At 68.3% G+C, this 18,442-nt stretch carries 14 protein-coding genes; 7 read left to right on the forward strand and 7 right to left on the reverse strand.

From position 1 onward, the window contains the following. Positions 1–40 precede the first annotated feature (40 nt). The 3 genes from ACVCMC_RS09650 to ACVCMC_RS09660 form a co-directional block, all read right to left on the reverse strand. Entirely contained in the window at positions 41–487 is a 447-nt protein-coding gene (locus ACVCMC_RS09650; RefSeq protein WP_395116774.1) for a response regulator, read from the reverse strand. Then, the gene (locus tag ACVCMC_RS09655; RefSeq protein ID WP_447097098.1) at positions 484–2,280 is read right to left on the reverse strand and encodes a sensor histidine kinase; all 1,797 of its coding nucleotides are present in this window, start codon (positions 2,278–2,280) and stop codon (positions 484–486) included. Before ACVCMC_RS09655 ends, ACVCMC_RS09650 begins: the two co-directional genes overlap by 4 nt. A gap of 66 nt (positions 2,281–2,346) precedes the next feature. Then, complete coding sequence (locus ACVCMC_RS09660; protein WP_447097099.1) at positions 2,347–4,644, reverse strand: GH92 family glycosyl hydrolase; 2,298 nt, start codon at positions 4,642–4,644, stop codon at positions 2,347–2,349. Positions 4,645–4,798: 154 nt separating this feature from the next. Between ACVCMC_RS09660 and fucP the strand changes: the two genes are divergently transcribed. From fucP to ACVCMC_RS09695, 7 genes are all read left to right on the forward strand, one after another. Continuing rightward, positions 4,799–6,118, forward strand: a complete 1,320-nt coding sequence (gene fucP / locus ACVCMC_RS09665; protein ID WP_447097100.1) for an L-fucose:H+ symporter permease — start codon at positions 4,799–4,801, stop codon at positions 6,116–6,118. Next, entirely contained in the window at positions 6,078–7,100 is a 1,023-nt protein-coding gene (locus tag ACVCMC_RS09670) for a carbohydrate kinase family protein (RefSeq protein ID WP_447097101.1), read from the forward strand. The genes fucP and ACVCMC_RS09670 overlap by 41 nt, the downstream gene beginning before the upstream one ends. Then, entirely contained in the window at positions 7,097–8,332 is a 1,236-nt protein-coding gene (locus tag ACVCMC_RS09675) for an AGE family epimerase/isomerase (protein ID WP_447097102.1), read from the forward strand. Before ACVCMC_RS09670 ends, ACVCMC_RS09675 begins: the two co-directional genes overlap by 4 nt. Beyond that, positions 8,329–10,302, forward strand: a complete 1,974-nt coding sequence (locus tag ACVCMC_RS09680; protein WP_447097103.1) for a M1 family aminopeptidase — start codon at positions 8,329–8,331, stop codon at positions 10,300–10,302. Before ACVCMC_RS09675 ends, ACVCMC_RS09680 begins: the two co-directional genes overlap by 4 nt. A 352-nt stretch (positions 10,303–10,654) precedes the next feature. Continuing rightward, on the forward strand, positions 10,655–11,476 hold the full coding sequence (locus ACVCMC_RS09685) for a phytanoyl-CoA dioxygenase family protein (RefSeq protein WP_447097104.1): 822 nt from the start codon (positions 10,655–10,657) through the stop codon (positions 11,474–11,476). Between the two features lie 71 nt (positions 11,477–11,547). Further along, positions 11,548–13,146, forward strand: a complete 1,599-nt coding sequence (locus ACVCMC_RS09690; protein WP_447097105.1) for an alpha-amylase family glycosyl hydrolase — start codon at positions 11,548–11,550, stop codon at positions 13,144–13,146. A gap of 481 nt (positions 13,147–13,627) precedes the next feature. Next, positions 13,628–14,494, forward strand: a complete 867-nt coding sequence (locus ACVCMC_RS09695) for an AraC family transcriptional regulator (protein WP_447097106.1) — start codon at positions 13,628–13,630, stop codon at positions 14,492–14,494. A 36-nt stretch (positions 14,495–14,530) separates the two neighbouring features. On the opposite strand, the gene ACVCMC_RS09700 is transcribed toward ACVCMC_RS09695, so the two are convergent. From ACVCMC_RS09700 to ACVCMC_RS09715, 4 genes are all read right to left on the reverse strand, one after another. Beyond that, positions 14,531–15,118, reverse strand: coding sequence for a peroxiredoxin (locus tag ACVCMC_RS09700; RefSeq protein WP_447097107.1), 588 nt, complete (start codon positions 15,116–15,118; stop codon positions 14,531–14,533). Positions 15,119–15,357: 239 nt separating this feature from the next. After that, entirely contained in the window at positions 15,358–15,864 is a 507-nt protein-coding gene (ssb, locus tag ACVCMC_RS09705; RefSeq protein WP_447097108.1) for a single-stranded DNA-binding protein, read from the reverse strand. A gap of 163 nt (positions 15,865–16,027) precedes the next feature. Further along, a complete protein-coding gene (locus tag ACVCMC_RS09710) occupies positions 16,028–17,014 on the reverse strand; it encodes a DedA family protein/thiosulfate sulfurtransferase GlpE (protein WP_447097109.1) in 987 nt (328 codons plus the stop codon). Between the two features lie 148 nt (positions 17,015–17,162). After that, positions 17,163–18,365: an MFS transporter gene (locus ACVCMC_RS09715; protein WP_447097110.1), complete on the reverse strand. Its 1,203-nt coding sequence runs from the start codon at positions 18,363–18,365 to the stop codon at positions 17,163–17,165. Positions 18,366–18,442 lie beyond the last annotated feature (77 nt).

Genomic DNA, 18,442 nt, shown 5'->3' on the forward strand with positions numbered 1-18,442 from the left:
CTACACCGCGGGCGACCGCCCGGGCGCGTCTGTTCATGCGTCAATTCGCCTCGGGCGCCTCGTTCAGCACCGCCCAGAACCGGCCCAGCGTGCGCACGGCCTCGAAGAACTGGTCCACGTCCACCGGCTTGATCACGTAGGCGTTGGCGCCGAGGTCCCAACTGCGCGCCAGGTCGCTCTCCTCGCGCGAGGAGGACAGGATCACCACCGGTACGCGCCGCAGGTGCTCGTCGTGGCGCATGCGGGTGAGCACTTCCAGTCCGTCCATGCGCGGCATCTTGATGTCCAGCAGCACCACCGCCGGGTCGCCCGGATCGCGCCCGGCCCAGGCGCCGGTGCAATGCAGGTAGTCGAGGCATTCCACGCCATCCTCGACGTGCACCACCGGATTGGCCAGGTGGGCTTCGGCCAGCGCGTCCATCGCCATCTCGGCGTCCGCCAGGCTGTCCTCGACCAGCAGCACGGTGCGCAGTTCTTTCTTGTTCATGCCGCTGACTCTCCGTTTTGCGCCCCGGCCACGTCGATGGCCGGCAGCGAGAAGTGGAACGTGGCGCCCTGGTCCGGTACGGCCTCGGCCCAGACCTTGCCGCCGTGGCGCGTGATGATGCGCCGCACGTTGGCCAGGCCGATGCCGTTGCCCGGGAAATCCGAGGCGCGGTGCAGGCGCTGGAACACGCCGAACAGCTTGTCCGCGTACTGCATGTCGAAGCCGGCGCCGTTGTCGGCCACTTCGAACTCGTAATCGCCGCGGCTGCTGCGCCCGGCGCTGACCTCGATGCGCGCCACCTCACGGCGCCCGGTGTATTTCACCGCGTTGCCGAGCAGGTTCTGCCACACCGTGCGCAACATGTTGGCGTCGCCGATGACCATCGGCAAGGGCCCGATCGTCCACACGATGCGCCGGCCCTCCGCCGAGGATTCGGCCAGTGCCCGTGCCTCCTCCACCAGCGACTGCATGTCCACCGCCTGCAACCGCAGCGGGCCGCGGCCCAGGCGCGAGAACACCAGCAGGTCGTCGATCAGCAACGCCATGCGCTGGGCCGCGCTGTCGATCACGCCGATGTAGTGGCTGGCCTTGTCGTCGAGCTGGCCGGCCAGGTGGTGCTCCAGCTTGCGCACGAAGCCCGCCACGTGGCGCAGCGGCGCGCGCAGGTCATGCGAGACGGAGTAGCTGAACGCCTCCAGCTCGCGGTTGATGTCGGAGATCTGGTTGATCTTGCCCTCGAGCTGGCGATTGAGCTCGATCACCTTCTCCTCGGTCAGCGCGCGCACGGTGACGTCGCTGACCGTGAGCAGCAGCGCCGGTTCGTCGGTGAGATCCTGCTGCAGCCTGCGCGCGTTGACCACGATGTGGCGCTGCTCGCCGTCGGCGGTGCGCTGCACCAGGTCGTAGTCCCACAGCTCGCGGTCGCTCAGCAGCACGTCGCGGAAACGCTGCAGCAGTGCGCTGTCGTTCCACACGCCGCCGCCGATCTCGACGAGCGTGCGCGACGGTTGCTGCGGGTCCTCGCCGTACAGGTCGCCGAAAGCGTTGTTCACCAGCAGGCTGTTGAGGTTGGCGTCGAACAGCGCGATCGGCTCGCGCACCGATTGCAGGATCAGCCGCGAACGCAGCACCGCGCGGCCCTCGCGCGTCTCGGCCCGGCGCCGCTGGCGAATCTGCCGTTCCGAGGCGATCACGATGATCGCCAGCAGCACCAACTGCGCCAGCGCGGTAATGCCCTGCACCAGCTGGCCGTTGAACTCGCGGTGGTGGGCGGCCTGCTTGCGGGCGGTCAGCAACTCATCCTCGTTGGCGACGATGCCGTCGATCTTGGTGGCGAACGGAAACAGGTCGGTGGCCTCGCCCATCGCTTGTCCGGCGCGGCCCACGTCGCCGCGCCGCTGCAGCTCGCGCGCACGAGCCATCAGGGTGAGGCGACCGGTAACGCTGTTTTCCAGCGCGCCGATCAGGGCCTGCTGGGCCGGGTTGTCGCGGGTCATCGCACGCAGCCGCTGCAGCAGTTGCGGCACCTGTGCCGCGGCGCTCTCGGCCTCGGCGCGCGTCTCGGCGCCGACGTCCCCGACCAGCATGCGGTAGGTCGCCGCCTCGCTGCTGCGGATCAGGTAGGCGATGCGATAGGCGACCGAGCGCACTTCGGTCGAGTGGGTGACCCAGCTGTTGGCCAGCACGGTGTCCTGCGTGTTCAGCCGGGTCACCACGTACGGCAGGCCGACGATGATCAGCATGGCCGACAGCAGTCCGGCGACCCGCCAACTCATGAAGCTGCGGAAATTCATTCGATCCAGCCCTCCGCGACGGCCAGCATCAACGCCCGCCCCATTCTGGCACGACCCGGCGAATCATCATCCCTGCGGCGGGGCGCCCACGCCCCAGTGGCGGTTGGGCGTGGCCTGCATGCGGAAGTGCAGCTCGCCACCGGCGAGGATCTGCGCGTGATGCAGGAAGGGGGCGGCCAGCGGCTTGCCGTTGAGCGTGGCCTCGCCGACGTAAGGGTGCGCGTCATCCAGCGGCGCGGCGCTGACGGTGAAGTCCTTGCCGTCGGTCAGGTGCAGCGTGGCACGCCCGACGAACGGCCGACCGATGGCGTAGACGTCGCTGGCCGGCGTGACCGGGTAAAAGCCCAGCGCGGTGAACACGTACCAGGCCGACATCTGGCCCAGGTCGTCGTTGCCCGAGAGTCCGTCCGGCCGCGCGGCGTACTGGCTGTCCATGATCTGCTTCAGCCTCTCCTGCGTCTTCCACGGCGCGCCGGCGTAGTCGTAGAGATAGGCGATGTGGTGGCTGGGCTCGTTGCCGTGCGCGTACCAGCCGATCAGGCCGGTGATGTCCTCGACGTGCTTGAAGTGCGCCGGGTCGACCTTCGCGTCGAACAACGCGTCCAGCTTCGCCACGAACTTCGCGGCTCCGCCCATCGCCTCGATCAGGCCCGGCACGTCCTGCGGCACGTACCACGAATACTGCCAGGCGTTGCCTTCGGTGAAGTCGCTGCCGTAGCCGGCGGCGGTGGGGTCGAACGGTTCGCGGAACGCGCCGTTGGCCAGCCGCGCGCGCATGAAACCGGTCTTCGGGTCCCACGCGTTCTTCCAGTTGCCGGCGCGCCTGCCGAAGGTGGCGGCAACGTCGTTCTTGCCCATCGCCTTCGCCATCTGCGCCAGCGACCAGTCGTCGTAGGCGTATTCGAGCGTCTTGGAGGCGCCCTCCGGCTCCTTGTCGATCGGCACGTAGCCGAGCTTCATGTAGTCGGCCAGGTCGCCGTAGGGCGCGTAGGTGGCGCTGGCGACCATGGCCTGCAGCGCCTTGTCCGCGTCGAAGCCGCGCACACCCTTGATGTACGCGTCGGCGATCACCGGCACGGCGTGGTAGCCGATCATGCACCAGGTCTCCAGGCCCTGGTACGCCCACACCGGCAGGATGCCGAACGGGCTCGCCTCGCGCGCGGCGATCAGCGAGCGGATGAAGTCGGTGCTGCGTTCGGGATTGAGCAGCACCATCAGCGGCTGCTGCGCGCGGTAGACGTCCCACAGCGACCAGGTCGAGTAGAACTCGTAGCCGTCCGCCTTGTGCACGGCATGGTCGGGGCCACGGTATTCGCCATTGACGTCCATGCTCAACGTGGGCGACAGCATGGCGTGGTAGAGCGCGGTGTAGAACTGCTTGCGCACGGTGGCGGAGGCATCGACGTCGACCACCGCCAGCGCCCGATCCCACGCGGCCCTTGCCTGCGCGCGGCGGGCGTCGAAATCCCAGCCCTTGCCATCGGCATCGAGATTGGCCACCGCGTTGGCGGCGCTGACCGGCGAGATCGCCACCTTCACCTCCAGCGGCTGCTTCAGCGCACCGAAGTCGAACACGCCGACCAGCGCGCGGCCGTTCTGCGCGTCGTGGTCCACCGGCTGGTTGCCGGGGCCCTTGAAGCCCTTGTAGAGGACGTCGCTCTCGCGGTCGTACAACGTGCGCGACGTCATCGGCTGGTTGAAGCGCATGGCGAAGCACAGCTCGCGTCCCGGCGCCCAGCCGCGGGTGGTGCGGCAACCGGTGACGGTGCCGTCGTCGGCCACCTGCAGCTTCGACCACAGCACCTTGCCGGGGTAGTCGTAGATGCTCGGGCGCAGGTCGAGCAGCAGGTGCGCGGGCTTGTCCTTCGGAAAGGTGTAGCGATGCCAGCCCACGCGGCGGCCGGCGGTGAGTTCGGCGCGGATGCCGTAGTCGCTCAACGTCACCGCGTAATAGCCGGCCTGCACCACTTCGCTGTCGTGCGAGAAGCGCGAGCGATAACCGCTGCCCGGTGTGGCCGGGTCGCCCGGTTCCAGCCGCACGTCGCCGGCGATCGGCATCACCAGCACGTCGCCCAGGTCCGAATGCCCGGAGCCGGAGAAATGCGTGTGCGAGAAACCCATGATGCTGCTGTCGCCGTACTGGTAGCCGGCGGCCCACTTGTAGGCGTGCTTGAAGTCCGGCATCGCGGTGTCGGGCGAGAGCTGGATCATGCCGAAGGGCACGGTGGCGCCGGGGAAGGTGTGGCCGTCGCCGCCGGTGCCGATGCGGGGATCGACACTGCCGGCGTGGCCGCTGGCGGCCAGTGCGGACGGACAGGCGGCACAGGCCAGCAGGGCGAACAACATCGGGATGCGGAGGGTCATGGCGATCTCGGCGCAGCGGGGCAAGCTGCGAAAGTAGCACCCGCGCGGGCATGTTGCAGCGCGTGATCGGTCGGCGCATGGAAACGGTTACATTGCCCCGGTTGCTTGCCCGCCGAGCGACACACGCCCGACCGCCTCCCGTACCGGAATCGCCATGGCCCCTGTCGTTACGCCGCCCCGCCCCACTCCCCTCGCGCCGGACCACGGTGCGCCCCGCGCGCCCTACACCAGCAGCTGGCTGGCGCTGGGCGTGCTCACCACGATCTTCTTCATGTGGGGCTTCCTCACCTGCCTCAACGACATCCTGATCCCGCACCTGAAGTCGATCTTCCAGCTCAACTACGCGCAGGCGATCCTGGTGCAGTTCACCTTTTTCGGCGCGTATTTCCTGATGGGCATGCCGGCCGGGCGCATGGTGGCGGCACTCGGCTACAAGAAGGGCATCGTGGCCGGGCTGGCGATCGCCGGCATCGGCGCGCTGGGCTTCTGGCCGGCCGCGGCGCTGCACCTCTACTCCGCCTTTCTCGGCGCGCTGTTCGTGCTGGCCACCGGCATCACCGTGCTGCAGGTGGCCGCCAACCCGTACGTGGCCCTGCTCGGCCCGGAGAAGACCAGCTCCAGCCGGCTCACCCTGGCACAGGCGCTGAACTCGCTCGGCACCACGCTGGCGCCGCTGTTCGGCGGCCTGCTGATTCTCTCCAACGTGGTCAAGAACCCGGAGGAACTCGCCGCGCTGGAACCGGCGCAACGCCTGCTCTACGACACCCAGCAGGCGCAGGCGGTGCAGTTCCCGTACATCGGGCTGGCGGTGGTGCTGTTCCTGCTGGCGCTGTTCGTGTGGATGTTCCGGCTGCCGGCATTGACCGAGTCCACCGACAAGGACGATCACGGCCGCCATGGCTTCGCCGACGTGCTGCGCCACCCGCACGTGCTGTTCGGCGTGCTGGGCATCTTCTTCTACGTCGGCGCCGAGGTGTCGATCGGCAGCTTCATGGTCAACTACCTGTCGATGCCCGACATCGGCCACATGAGCGAGCAGCAGGCGGCGAAGTACGTCTCGTGGTACTGGGGCGGTGCCATGCTCGGCCGTTTCGTCGGCTCGGCGTTGATGGCCAGGATCTCGCCGCGCAAGCTGCTGGCCACGTTCGCCGCGATCAACGCGCTGCTGGTGCTGACCACCATGCTGAGCAGCGGCACCACGGCGATGTACAGCATCATCGCGATCGGCCTGTTCAACTCGATCATGTTCCCGACCATCTTCGCGCTCGGCATCGAGCGGCTTGGCCCGATGACCAGCAAGGCATCGAGCCTGCTGATCATGGCCATCGTCGGCGGCGCGGTGATCCCGCAGCTGCAGGGTGTGCTGGCCGACCACATCGGCCTGCAGCACGCGTTCTTCCTGCCGCTGCTGTGCTACCTGTACATCGTGTTCTATGGCATCAGCGGCTCGAAGATCCGCAGCAGTGTCGACTGATCCCGCCCCGCCCCGGCCGATCCTCTGTTTCGGCGAGGCGCTGATCGACCTGCACGCCAGCGGCGTCGACGCGCACGGCTTCGCCGCCAGCTTCGTTCCGTTCGCCGGCGGCGCGCCGGCGAACGTCGCGGTGGCGGTGGCGCGCCTGGGCGGCAACGCGCGCTTCGCCGGGATGCTCTCTACCGACCGCTTCGGCGACTTCCTGCTGGATGGCCTGCAACGCGCCGGCGTGGGCACGGCGGACGTGTCACGCACGGCCGCACCCACCGCGCTCGCGCTGGTCACGCTGGATGCCGCGGGCGAGCGCAGCTTCATCTTCCATCGCGAGCGCACGGCCGATCTGCAATTCCGCGTTGCCGATTTCCGCACCGGGGCATTCGACGACGTGGCGGTGTTCCACGTCTGCTCCAACTGCCTGACCGGGCCGGCCATCGCCGACGCGACTCGCGAAGGCATGCAGCGCGCGCACGGCGCCGGCGCGCTGGTCAGCATGGACCTCAACCTGCGCCCTGCGTTGTGGCCGGCCGGCGCCGATGCACTGACGCAGGTGTGGCCGGCGCTGCATCTGGCCGACGTGGTGAAACTCTCGGCCGAGGAATTCGCGTGGCTGGCACCGGACGGCGAGCAGGCCGCGCTGGACCGCCTGTGGCGCGGTCGCGCCCGGCTGCTGGTGGTCACCGACGGCACGCGGCCCATGCGCTGGTTCCATCCGGATGCCGAAGGGGAGCTGCCGGGCTACGCCGTGACCGTGGTCGACAGCACCGCCGCCGGCGACGCCTTCGTCGGCGGCCTGCTGTGCCGCCTGGCCGAACTCGACGCGACGCCCGACCGGCTCGACCACCTGGTGAGCCAGCTGCCGCGGCTGCACGCGATGCTGCGTTTCGCCGCCGCCTGCGGCGCGCTCACGGTCACCCGCCAGGGCTCGTTCGCCGCGATGCCCAGTGGCGCCGAGGTGCTCGACTTCATGGAGAAGCAGGCATGACTGCCGCACCCGATTTCCGCTCGCCTGACTTCCTGCGCAGCCACATCGCGCAGACGATGGCGTTCTACCATCCGCGCGCGATCGATCCGGAAGGCGGCTTCTTCCACTACTTCAAGGACGACGGCACGATCTACGACCGCAGTCATCGCCACCTGGTCAGCAGCACGCGCTTCGTCTTCAACTACGCGATGGCATGGCTGGCCTTCGGCAACCCCGAATACCTGGAGGCCACGCGGCACGGCCTGCGCTACCTGCGCGAGGTCCATCGCAACCCCGCCAACGGCGGCTATCACTGGACCATCCGCGACGGCCGGCCGGAAGACAGCTCCAACCAGGCCTACGGCGTCGCCTTCGTGCTGCTGGCCTATGCCACCGCGCTGAAGGCCGGCATCGAGGAAGCCCGCGGCTGGATGGACGAGACCTGGAACCTGCTCGAGCAACGCTACTGGGAGGCCGACGCGCGGCTGTACCGCGACGAGGCCGATGCCGACTGGCATTTCAGCGATTACCGCGGCCAGAACGCCAACATGCACATGTGCGAGGCGATGATCGCCGCCTACCAGGCCACCCGTGAGCCGCGCTACCTCGATCGCGCGTTCACCCTCGCTGACCGCATGACCCGCGACCAGGCCGCCAAGGCCGATGGCCTGGTATGGGAACACTACGATCGCCACTGGAACATCGACCGCGAATTCAACCGCGACGACCCGAAGAACCTGTTCAAGCCGTGGGGCTTCCAGCCCGGCCACCAGACCGAATGGGCCAAGCTGCTGCTGATCATGGAGCCGCTGCTGGCTGCGCGCGGCACGCCGCAGGACTGGCTGCTGCCGCGCGCGAAGGAACTGTTCGACCGCGCCCTGGCCCACGCCTGGGACGACGAACACGGTGGCATCTGCTACGGCTTCGCGCCGGATGGCAGCATCTGCGACGACGAAAAATATTTCTGGGTGCAGGCCGAGTCGCTGGCCGCCGCCGCCCTGCTGCACGCGCGTACCGGCGAGGCCGTCTATGACGACTGGTACAGGCGCCTGTGGACCTACGCGTGGGAGCATTTCGTGGATCACCGGCATGGCGCCTGGTACCGCATCCTCACCCCCGACAACCGCAAGATCAGCGACGAGAAAAGCCCGGCCGGCAAGACCGACTACCACACCATGGGTGCCTGCCACGAACTGCTGGCGCTGCATCGTCGCCGCGAACACACCACGCCCCCTTCCCAAGGCCGCGCATGAACAAACTCACCTGCACCCTCGCCGCCACGCTTGCCGCCTTGCTGGTGTCGCCCGCCTTCGCCGCCGACACGGCTGCACCTGCGTTCAACCCGCTGCAGACCTTCGCCCCGTACACCTACCCGCAGCCGGCCAACGCCATGCGCGATGCCAGCGGCAAGCCCGGCCCGGCGTTCTGGCAGAACCGCGCCGACTACCGCATCGAGGCGACGCTGGATCCGTCGACGCGCAAGCTCAGCGGCAGCGAAGTGATCAGCTACACCAACCACAGCCCCGACACGCTGGACGTGCTGTGGCTGCAGATCGAACAGAACCGCTACCGCAAGGATGCGCGCGGCGCGTTCGGCGGCGGCAAGTTCCCCACCGAGTTCACCAGCGGCGAGCACATCCGCTCGGTCGAGGTGGAAGACGCCGGCGGCCACAGGCAGAAGGCGCACTGGGTGATCAGCGACACCCGCATGCAGGTCACCCTGCCCACCGCGCTCAAGGGTCACGGCGGCCGGCTCAAGCTGCACATCAGCTGGGATTACACCGTGCCCGGCGAGTTCGGCGGGCGCACCGACGTCAACGCCAACAGGCAGGGCGAGATCTTCGAGATGGCGCAGTGGTACCCGCGCATGGCCGTCTATGACGACCTGCGCGGCTGGGACACCCAGCCCTACCTCAACAGCGAGTTCTACCTCGAATACGGCGACTTCGACTATCGCGTCACCGTGCCCGCGGACATGCTGGTGGTCGGCTCCGGCGAACTGCTCAACCCGCAGGACGTGCTGACCGCCACCGAGCGCAGGCGCCTGGACCAGGCCCGCCACAGCGACGCGACGGTGATGATCCGTAGCGCCGCCGAAGTCGGCGACCCGGCCAGCCGCCCGAAACAGGGCGGCACGCTGACCTGGCACTTCGCCATGAAGAACACCCGCGACGTGGCCTTCGGCGCGTCCAAGGCGTACATCTGGGACGCTGCGCGCATCAACCTGCCCGACGGCAAGACCGCGCTGGCGATGTCGGCCTATCCGGTGGAAAGCGCCGGCGACCAGGCCTGGGGCGTGGCCACGCAGAACCTGAAAAAGTCGGTCGAGTTCTTCTCGCGCACCTACTACCCGTATCCGTACCCCGTCGCCATCAACGAAGCCGGCACCGCCGGCGGCATGGAATACCCGGGCATCACCTTCGACCACAAGAAGGCCGCGGGCAAGAACCTGCAGATGCTGATCGCCCACGAGATCGGCCACAGCTGGTTCCCGATGATCGTGGGCAGCAACGAGCGCCGCGACGCGTGGATGGACGAAGGCTTCAACACCTTCGTCGACGTGTACGAAGCCGAGGCCTTCGACGGCGGCAAGTACGCGCCCAAGCGCGACAGCGAATACGCTCCCGGCAAGGGCACCCCGGCCGAACAGATCGCCGCCATCCTGAAGGATGCCGACGCGCCGCCGCCGCTGACCTACGCCGACGCGATCGCCGAGAAATACCGCCACCCGATCACCTACTTCAAGGCCGCTTTCGGCCTGGTGCTGCTGCGCGAGCAGATCATCGGCCCGGACCGCTTCGACCCCGCCTTCCGCCGCTACATCGCCACCTGGGCGTACAAGCATCCCAGCCCGTCCGACTTCTTCCGCTTCATGGAAAGCGACACCGGCGAAGACCTCGGCTGGTTCTGGCGCGGCTGGTTCGAGCACAACTGGCAGTTCGACATGGCCGTGCAGAAAGCCGCCTACACCGACGGCGACTACCGCAAGGGCGTCGACGTCACCGTGGCCAACCTCGACCAACTGGTGCTGCCCGCCACCCTGCAACTCGTCTACGACGACGGCAGCAAGCAGGACGTGCGCGTGCCGTGGGAAACCTGGATGCAGCACCGCAGCTACGTGATCCACGTCGACGGCATGCGCAAGCTGAAATCCGCCACGATCGACCCGGACCTGGCGTTGCCCGACAGCAATCGCGGCAACAATAGTTTCGCGATGCCGTGAGCGGAAGGTGTTGGAGGCAGCTTTCTCTGTGGCAGCCACGGATTGCCCCTGACGCCATTTCCGGTTTTGTAGGTGGCTCGACATAGTGTCTCGATCCGGTTCACGATCGTCCAATGACACCGGCTTCGATCCGCTGGTCAGGCATTTGGCGGTTGAGTCACCAATCGCATACGGGAACAGCCGATAGCTTCAGCCGCAGGCAGCCTGGCCCACAAGGTCATGAATCCGACAGTCCTAGGGACCAATTGGACAAGCAGCGCCGATGTTCACGGCGTTCCCGATTCCTACCATGGCGCAAGTCAAGCAAACCCACGATTACGGGTCTGCTTGCACGACACGACAGGAATCCGACATGGCCATAGACCTCGACCGCCCCTACCCGCTCACGGCGCAGCAGATCGCCGACTATCGGCGTGACGGCTTCATCAGGCTCAAGCAGGTGTTCAATGCCGCGGAGCTGGCGCATTACGGCGCGGAGATCACGCGCCTCACCATTGCGCTGAACACGCAGACCAGGCCGCTGGAGGAGCGCAGCACCTATGACCGCGCGTTCCTGCAGGTGATGAACCTGTGGTGCGAGAGCGAGACGGTGCGCGAGTTCGTGTTCGGCAAGCGCCTCGCCGGTCTTGCCGCCGCGCTGATGGATGTGGATGGCGTGCGGCTGTACCACGACCAGTCGCTGTACAAGGAGCCGGCCGGCGGGATCACGCCGGCGCATGCCGACCAGTATTACTGGCCGCTGGCCAGCAACCGCACCATCACCGCCTGGGTGCCGCTGCAGGCGGTGCCGCAGGACATGGGGCCGCTGGCGTTCTTCGCCGGCAGCCAGCACGTGGAGTTCGGTCGCGACCTGGGCATCTCGGACGAGAGCGAGCACGCGATCACCGCCAACATGGAGGCGCACGGCTTTCGCGTGGTGGACGAACCGTTCGATCTCGGCGAGGTGAGCTTCCACTCCGGCTGGACCTTCCACCGCGCCGGCCCCAACCGCTCCACGCGGCCGCGCGCGGTGATGACGGTGATCTACATGGATCGCGACATGCGCCTGAAGGCGCCGGACAACCCCATGCAGCAGACCGACCGGGAACGCTGGTGCACGGGCGCGGTGATCGGCGAGGTCATCGACACGCCGGGGAATCCCATATTGTTCGAGGCCAAGGTGGCCACCGCGTGACGGCCGACGTACTCCGAGGCAGCGGCTTCCGGCGCGAGCGGCAACGTGCTGTCCACCACCGGAGACGATCCATGAACCTCGCGCGCTCGCTCATCGCCATCCTTGCCGTCGCCGTGCTCGCCGGCATGGCTTCGCCGACGGCGCGCGCCGCCGCACCGGCAGCCGTCCAGCCGCAGGGCCAGGTGTTCTACCAGATCTTCTTCCGCAGCTTTCGCGATTCCGACGGCGATCGCATCGGCGACCTCAAGGGGCTGACCGCGAAGCTCGGCTACATCAGGCAACTCGGTGCCACCACCGTGCTGCTCACGCCGCTGCAGCCCTCGCCGTACTACCACAACTATTTCGCCACCGCGTTCAAGGCGATCGACCCGGCCTACGGCACGCTGGACGACTACTTCGCCTTCGTCCGCGCCGCGCATGCGCAGGGCCTCAAGGTCTACCTCGACCAGGAGTTCCAGTACGTCGCCGAGGGCCACCCGTGGTGGCGCGACTCGATCTGCAAGCCGCACGCGAAGCATGCCGATTACCTGCTGTGGAAGGACAAGCAGCACTGCGTGGCCGAGCCCTTCCTCGGCAAGGCGAAGTGGGCCGGCTACGACGGCCGCGACATCGGCATCGCGATGGTGAACCTCGAAAACCCCGCGGTGCGCGACTACTTCCGCGACCTGCTGCTGTACTGGGCCGACCCGCACGGCGACGGCAGCGGCCGCGACGGCGTGGACGGCTTCCGCATCGACCACATGATGGACGACCTCGACCACAAGGGCCTGGACACGAACCTGTTCGACGGCTTCTGGACGCCGATCTTCCACGCGCTGAAAACGCGCCGGCCTGAGCTGCGCATCCTCGCCGAACAGGCCGACTGGGGCTACGGCGGTAAATGGCTGCGCAACGGCCACGCCGACATGGTGTTCGCCTTCCCGCTGCGCGGCGCGCTGGTGTCGCTGGACAAGGCGACCATCGTGGAGAACATCCGCGCCACCGACGCCGCCACGCCGCCAGGCAAGCGCCAGCTGGTTTTCCTGGAGAACCACGACACCGACCGCTACATGTCCGAGGTGCACGGCGATCCGGCGAAGGCGCGTGCCGGCGCTGCCATCGCGCTGATGCTCAAGGGCGACCCGCTGATCTACTACGGGCAGGAACTGGGCATGCGCGGCGTGCAGCCGAAGAACTTCGGCAAGTCCGGCGGCATCCCGCTCACCGACGCGGTGGGCATCCCGGTGCGCGAGGCGTTCCGCTGGGACGCGAACCTGGAAGCCCCGGGCTCGGCCATCTGGTACCGCGGCGACCAGTGGTTCTGGAAGGACCGCTTCAACCGCTCCCACGACGGTGTCTCGCTGCGCGAAGAACAGGCACGGCCGGATTCGCTCTACCACTGGTACAAGCAGCTGCTCGCGCTGCGCCATGCGCGAGCGGAAATCTCCGCGGGCAGCCAGCGCATCCTGTGCGACGACGACAGTGCGGTGCTGTGCATCCTGCGCGGGGAAGGCACGCAGCGGACGTTGCTGCTGGTGAACCTGGGCAAGGTCGACGCAAAGCCGCGACTCGATCCTGGGCTCCTCGCCGGCAGCACCTGGGGCGACCTGCTGGACCACGGCGCGCCCGCCTCGCCCGGCGCCACCCTGCATCCGATGCAGGTGCGCATCGTGGGTACGCCCGCGCGCTGAGAACTCTCGCCACCGTTCACCCTGGGCGCAGGCCGGAAGGACGAAGTCGAAGGGTCCACCAGCAGCGAGACGTTTCGACTTCGCCCGCTGCGCGGGCTACGCTCAACCCGAACGGTGGACGAGAGCCCGCCCCTCTTGCCCGGCCCCGACAACCCTTCCCGCCGTCATCCCCGCGCAAGCGGGGATCCAGCGTCTTTTCGTCCGACTGGAAAGCTGGAGTCACTGGATTCCCGCTTGCGCGGGAATGACGACTCTTGAGTATTAGCCTTGAGTGAGTGCCATTCGCCTCCGACACCGTTCACCCAGAGCGTAGGCCTGGAAGGCCGGAGTTGAAGGGCTCCCAGAAGCCATGGGCCGGACATATTTTCGCTGCACATCCGAAGTGCGATTCCGGCCTTCGCCGGAATGACGACTTGAGAGTTCGGCGTGCACGACGGCGCAAGCCCACGCGACGCCCCAGCCGATGGGCGACAATCCTCCCATGGCGCTGCCCCATCTCGACCGTCCCATCTGCGAACCCGTCGAACTGCCGCCGGGTGCGCCGCTGCGCGTCGAGCGCGTGCGCCAGGATGCGAGGGCCGCGGCCAGCGAGCCGTTCGTGCACTTCCACGACGTGCACGAGCTGGTGCTGTTCGGTCGCGTGGCGGGCCATTTCGATGTCGAGGATCGTCGCTACGCGCTGATGCCCGGCTGCATCGCCTTCATTCCCTCGATGCACCAGCACGATTTCGCGCTGGACGCCGGGCCGCGCGACTGGGTGCTGCTGCAGATCGAGGCGGCCGCCGGGGAATCGCTGGCGCGCCTGGCCGAACTGGAGCGGCTGCGCAAACCGTTCTGCGCCAGGCCCGGCCGGACCCTCGGCCGCCGCCTGCAGCAGCTCGCCGACTGGCTGGCCGGGCTCGATGCACGCGATCCCCTGGCCCTGCCGCTGGCCGAACTGCTGCTGCGCGCGGCGGCACTTGCACCGCCGGTCGCCGCCGAGAAATTTGCCATCGACATGCGCGGCCTGCAGCGCCTGCGCCCGGCCATCGACCGCCTGCGCCGTCGCCCCGCGGATGCCCCCGGCGCGGAACAGGCCGCGGTGCTGTGCGCGATGTCGGCCGCCTATTTCAGCCGGCGCTTCAAGCAGCAGGTCGGCATGAGTTGGAGCGACTACGTGCGCACGCACCGCCTGCACCTGGCCAGCCGGCGCCTGCTGGAAACGCCGCAGAGCATCGCCGCCATCGCGGCAGGCCTGGGCTTCGCCACGCCCTCTCACTTCGGCGAGCTGTTCCTGCACCGCTACGGCATGACGCCCGGCGAATACCGGCGCGCAGGGCGCAGGCGAACCGCCACGCCGCGCGATTGAACCCGCGCCGGAGCGGCCGCCACCCCGGTCAGGTGTTCAGGGCGCCTTGCCGGCCCGCAGCCGCTGCACGATCGCCAGCGACTTCTTTACGTGCTCGTCCGGGCGCAGGTGGTCGGTTTCGGAAGAGAAGGTGGCGACGATCTTGCCGTCGCCGGCGATCACGAACGTGGTGCGCGGGATGAACGCATGGTCGATGGCCACGCCGCGCACGTCCTTCATGCCCGGGCGAGCCTTAATCGCCTCCAGGCCGTAGGAAAGCGCGATCTTGACCTCGGCATCCGAGGCGACGGGGAACTTGCCCGCGCAGTACTTCGGGTCCGCCGAAAACTCGTCCAGCCGTTCGATGCTGTCGGCCGACACGCCGATGATGGTCGCACCGGCGGCATCGAACTTGTCGCGGTTGACCGCGAAGGTATGCGCTTCCAGATCGCAGCCGTCGGTATAGGCCGACGGGTAGAAGTACACCACCACCGGCCCCTTCCCGAGCGCGTCGGCCAGCGAGAAGGTGAACTGCTTGCCGGCCTGGCTGGCCTGGGCGGTGAAGGTGGGCGCGGTGGTGCCGGGCGCGAGTGCGGCGGCCACCGACGCCGACGAAGCCAGCGCCAGCAGCGCAACCAATGCCATGGATCCTGCAAAACGCATTTTCATTGCCGTGACCCTCGTGAGGGAGCATCGCACCGGCCTGGAACGCCAGGCCGACCGTGCCCGTTGGACGGAGAAACGTGAAACCGGGAAACCCCAGCTTACTTCGCCTGCGCCACAAGGGGGTTACCTCCGGCGCGGTCGTGGCTCGCGCACCCTTCACGAAAACAGCCCGCCGAAGGGCGGGCTGTCGGGAAACACGGTCGCCGTCGGCGTGAGTGCTAGAACGGGATCTCGTCGTCGGTGAAACCGTTGTCGGCCGGAGCCGGCGAGGATGGGCGCGAGGAGCCGCGGTCGTCGCTGCCACGGGACTGGCCGCCATAGCTGCCGCCGCCCTGGCGCTGGCCGCCCTGCGGACGCTCGCGCTGGTAGCCGCCGCCACCGCCGCCTTCATTGCTGCCGAGCATCTGCATCTCGTTGGCGATGATGTCGGTGAAATACTTTTCCACGCCATCCTTGCCGGTGAACTTGTCGGTGCGGATGGAGCCTTCAATATAGACTTGGCGGCCCTTTTTCAGGTACTCGCCGGCGATCTCGCCGAGGCGGCCGAAGATCTTGATGCGGTGCCACTCGGTGCGTTCCTGCTTTTCGCCGCTCTGCTTGTCGGTCCACGACTCGGAGGTGGCCAGGCTGAAGCTGCATACGGTAGTACCGCTGCCGGTGCTGCGTACCTCGGGGTCCGAGCCCAGGTTGCCGATCAGGATGACTTTGTTGACGCCACGTGCCATGGATGTGTCCTCGGTTGAGCCGGTCGCAAATTCTGCGAGGGGTTGCGACCGGAGTGGTGAAACTGGCTGGCTATCATAACCGCGAGAGGGGCTCAGTCCAGCGGCCGGGAGCGGAAACGAGCGTGGGTATCGGCCCGGTCTGCCGTGCGTACCTGTCGACGCCTCAGGCCAGCGTACCTGCCGCCTGCCGGTCCACCGCATCGCCCGCGACCGGCACGTGTTCGACGCCGTAGCCGGCGGCGTCCCATGCCTCCAGTCCGCCGAGCAGCGGCCGCACCCGGCGGTAACCCTGGGCGATCAGTACCTTTGCCGCGCGCGCGGCGGATACCTCGTTCGGGCAGTTGCAGTAGAGCACCAGCTCGCGGTCGAGCGGGATGTCGTGGACGGTGCGATCGATGCCTTGCGCATCGACCAGCAGCGCGCCGGGCACGACGCGGGTGTCGAGCTGGCGCGAGGCCTCGGGCCGCACGTCGACCACCACCGGGGCGCGCTCGGTACGCATCGCCTGGTGCAATTCGTCGACCGTGATGCGCGCCATCCGCAATGTGTGCAGCAGCCGGCGCCGTTGCCACCAGCGCGCCAGCACGTACAGGACCAGCAGCGCCAGCAGCAGCTGGATCGCCAGCGTGCCGGCGCTGGCGACAGCGGACAGCACGCGGTCGACGCTCGCGGCAAAGGTGTAGCCCAGCCCGGTCCACAGCGCGGCCCACAGCAGCGACCCCAGCCCGTCGAACAGCATGAACGCAGGCCAGCGCAGCCTCATCGCACCCACCAGCGACGACCCCACGGTCGACAGCCCCGGCACGAACTTGGCGACCAGCAACACCTGCCCGCGCCAGCGCTGGAAACGCAGTTCCGAGCGTTGCACGCAGGAGTCCGGCGACAGCGAGATGCGGCACAGCAGGCGCATCACCCCGGCACCGTAGCGCCGGCCGGCGACGTACCAGAACGAATCGCCGAGCAGGCAGCCCGCCACCACCGCGGCCATCGTGCCGGCCAGCGCCAGCGGCCCGCCGGCGGCCGCCAGCGAACCGGCCACCACCAGCGTGGGCACGGCCGGCAGCGGCGCGCCCAACTGGGTCACCAGCACGTTGAGGAATACCAGCAGCACGCCGTACTGCGCCATCAGCGCGATGATTTCGTGAGCCATCGGAGCCGTACTCGATGCAGCGAAGCCGCCGAGTCCCCATCATTGGCCCGCCCATCGGCGAATGCAAACCCCGGCGCGAGTCCATCGCGTAGGGCGGGCACCGCCCGCCGTTTGCCGGATCACGAAGAGCTGGCGGGCGGTGCCCGCTCTACGCGATCTGGGCTTCGCCGGCGGCCTGGCGACCGATCCGGCGCGAGCCGACGATCACCAGCGGCAACCACAGCAAGGTGAACGCGGCGGCGCAGGCAAACACGCCATCCGGGCCGAGCCGCCCCAGTGCAATGCCGCCGAGCGCGCCGCCGACGAAGGCGCCGATGAACTGGCTGGTCGAATACGCGCCCATCGCCGCGCCGCGCAGATGCCCCGGCGCCAGCCGCGAGACCAGGCTGGGCAGCGCGGCCTCCAGCAGGTTGAAGGCGGAGAAGAACACCGCCGCGGCCACGCCGAACGCGGCCAGGTGGCTGCCGGACAGCGCAAAGCCGAGCAGCGCCAGCCCGATCGCCACCACGCAGACCGTCACGATGCGCAGGCTCTGCGCCACCTCGCGCATGTGGTGCAGGCTCGCGCCCATCACGAACGCGGCGACCGTCATCACCGGCAGGTACAGCTCCCAGTGCCGGTTCACCGGCAGGTGCAAGGTGTTCGCCAGCAGCAGCGGCAGGCCGACGAAGCTGGCGGTGAGCAGCGCGTGCAGGAAGAACACCGAACCGTTCAACACCAGCATGCGGCCGTCGCGCAGCATGGCCAGCACGGCCCCGAAACCCGCCGCCGCCGGCGCCTGGGCGCGCGCCGGCGTGGGCACGATCAGCCACAGCAGCGCCAGCGAAACCAGCGCCAGGATCGAGGTGGCGGCGAACAGCCCGGGCAAGCCGGCGACCGCCTCCAGCGGCGGCCCCAGGATCAGCGCCAGCAGGAACGCCAGGCCGATCGACACGCCGATGATGCCCATCGCCTTGCCGCGGTTTTCCTCGGCGGTGAGGTCCGCCGCCAGCGCGATGCCGGCGCCGGCCACCGCGCCCATGCCCTGCACCGCGCGGCCGACCACGATGCCGGCCAGCGTATGCGACATGGCCGCGATCAGTCCGCCGATGGCGAACAGGATCAAGCCGATGGTGATCGCCGGCTTGCGCCCGATCCGGTCCGACAGCAGCCCCAGCGGAATCTGCAGCAGCACCTGGCCGATGCCGTAGACGCCCAGCGCCAGGCCGATCATGAAGCCGGTCGCGTCGGGCATCGCTTTCGCGTACAGCGAAAACACCGGCATGATCAGGAACAGCCCGAACAGGCGCAGGCTGATCACGCAGGCCAGCGTCAACGCACTGCGTCGTTCGAGGCTGGAGAGTTTGCTCACCGGGAAAGAGGTGTCGGGACGGGCATGGCCCGCATTATAGGGGCGAGTCCCGCGCTGCCGTTTGCGGCGACATGTCG

The organism is Rhodanobacter sp. UC4452_H20, from assembly GCF_052978205.1.

What these genes read in the sequence shown, in the direction of transcription:
- ACVCMC_RS09650 (WP_395116774.1), bottom strand. Translation starts at nt 487, where the DNA reads ATGAACAAGAAAGAACTGCGCACCGTGCTGCTGGTCGAGGACAGCCTG.
- ssb (WP_447097108.1), bottom strand. Translation starts at nt 15,864, where the DNA reads ATGGCACGTGGCGTCAACAAAGTCATCCTGATCGGCAACCTGGGCTCG.
- fucP (WP_447097100.1), top strand. Translation starts at nt 4,799, where the DNA reads ATGGCCCCTGTCGTTACGCCGCCCCGCCCCACTCCCCTCGCGCCGGAC.
- ACVCMC_RS09680 (WP_447097103.1), top strand. Translation starts at nt 8,329, where the DNA reads ATGAACAAACTCACCTGCACCCTCGCCGCCACGCTTGCCGCCTTGCTG.
- ACVCMC_RS09695 (WP_447097106.1), top strand. Translation starts at nt 13,628, where the DNA reads ATGGCGCTGCCCCATCTCGACCGTCCCATCTGCGAACCCGTCGAACTG.
- ACVCMC_RS09700 (WP_447097107.1), bottom strand. Translation starts at nt 15,118, where the DNA reads ATGGCATTGGTTGCGCTGCTGGCGCTGGCTTCGTCGGCGTCGGTGGCC.
- ACVCMC_RS09670 (WP_447097101.1), top strand. Translation starts at nt 6,078, where the DNA reads ATGGCATCAGCGGCTCGAAGATCCGCAGCAGTGTCGACTGATCCCGCC.
- ACVCMC_RS09660 (WP_447097099.1), bottom strand. Translation starts at nt 4,644, where the DNA reads ATGACCCTCCGCATCCCGATGTTGTTCGCCCTGCTGGCCTGTGCCGCC.
- ACVCMC_RS09690 (WP_447097105.1), top strand. Translation starts at nt 11,548, where the DNA reads ATGAACCTCGCGCGCTCGCTCATCGCCATCCTTGCCGTCGCCGTGCTC.
- ACVCMC_RS09675 (WP_447097102.1), top strand. Translation starts at nt 7,097, where the DNA reads ATGACTGCCGCACCCGATTTCCGCTCGCCTGACTTCCTGCGCAGCCAC.
- ACVCMC_RS09710 (WP_447097109.1), bottom strand. Translation starts at nt 17,014, where the DNA reads ATGGCTCACGAAATCATCGCGCTGATGGCGCAGTACGGCGTGCTGCTG.
- ACVCMC_RS09685 (WP_447097104.1), top strand. Translation starts at nt 10,655, where the DNA reads ATGGCCATAGACCTCGACCGCCCCTACCCGCTCACGGCGCAGCAGATC.
- ACVCMC_RS09655 (WP_447097098.1), bottom strand. Translation starts at nt 2,280, where the DNA reads ATGAATTTCCGCAGCTTCATGAGTTGGCGGGTCGCCGGACTGCTGTCG.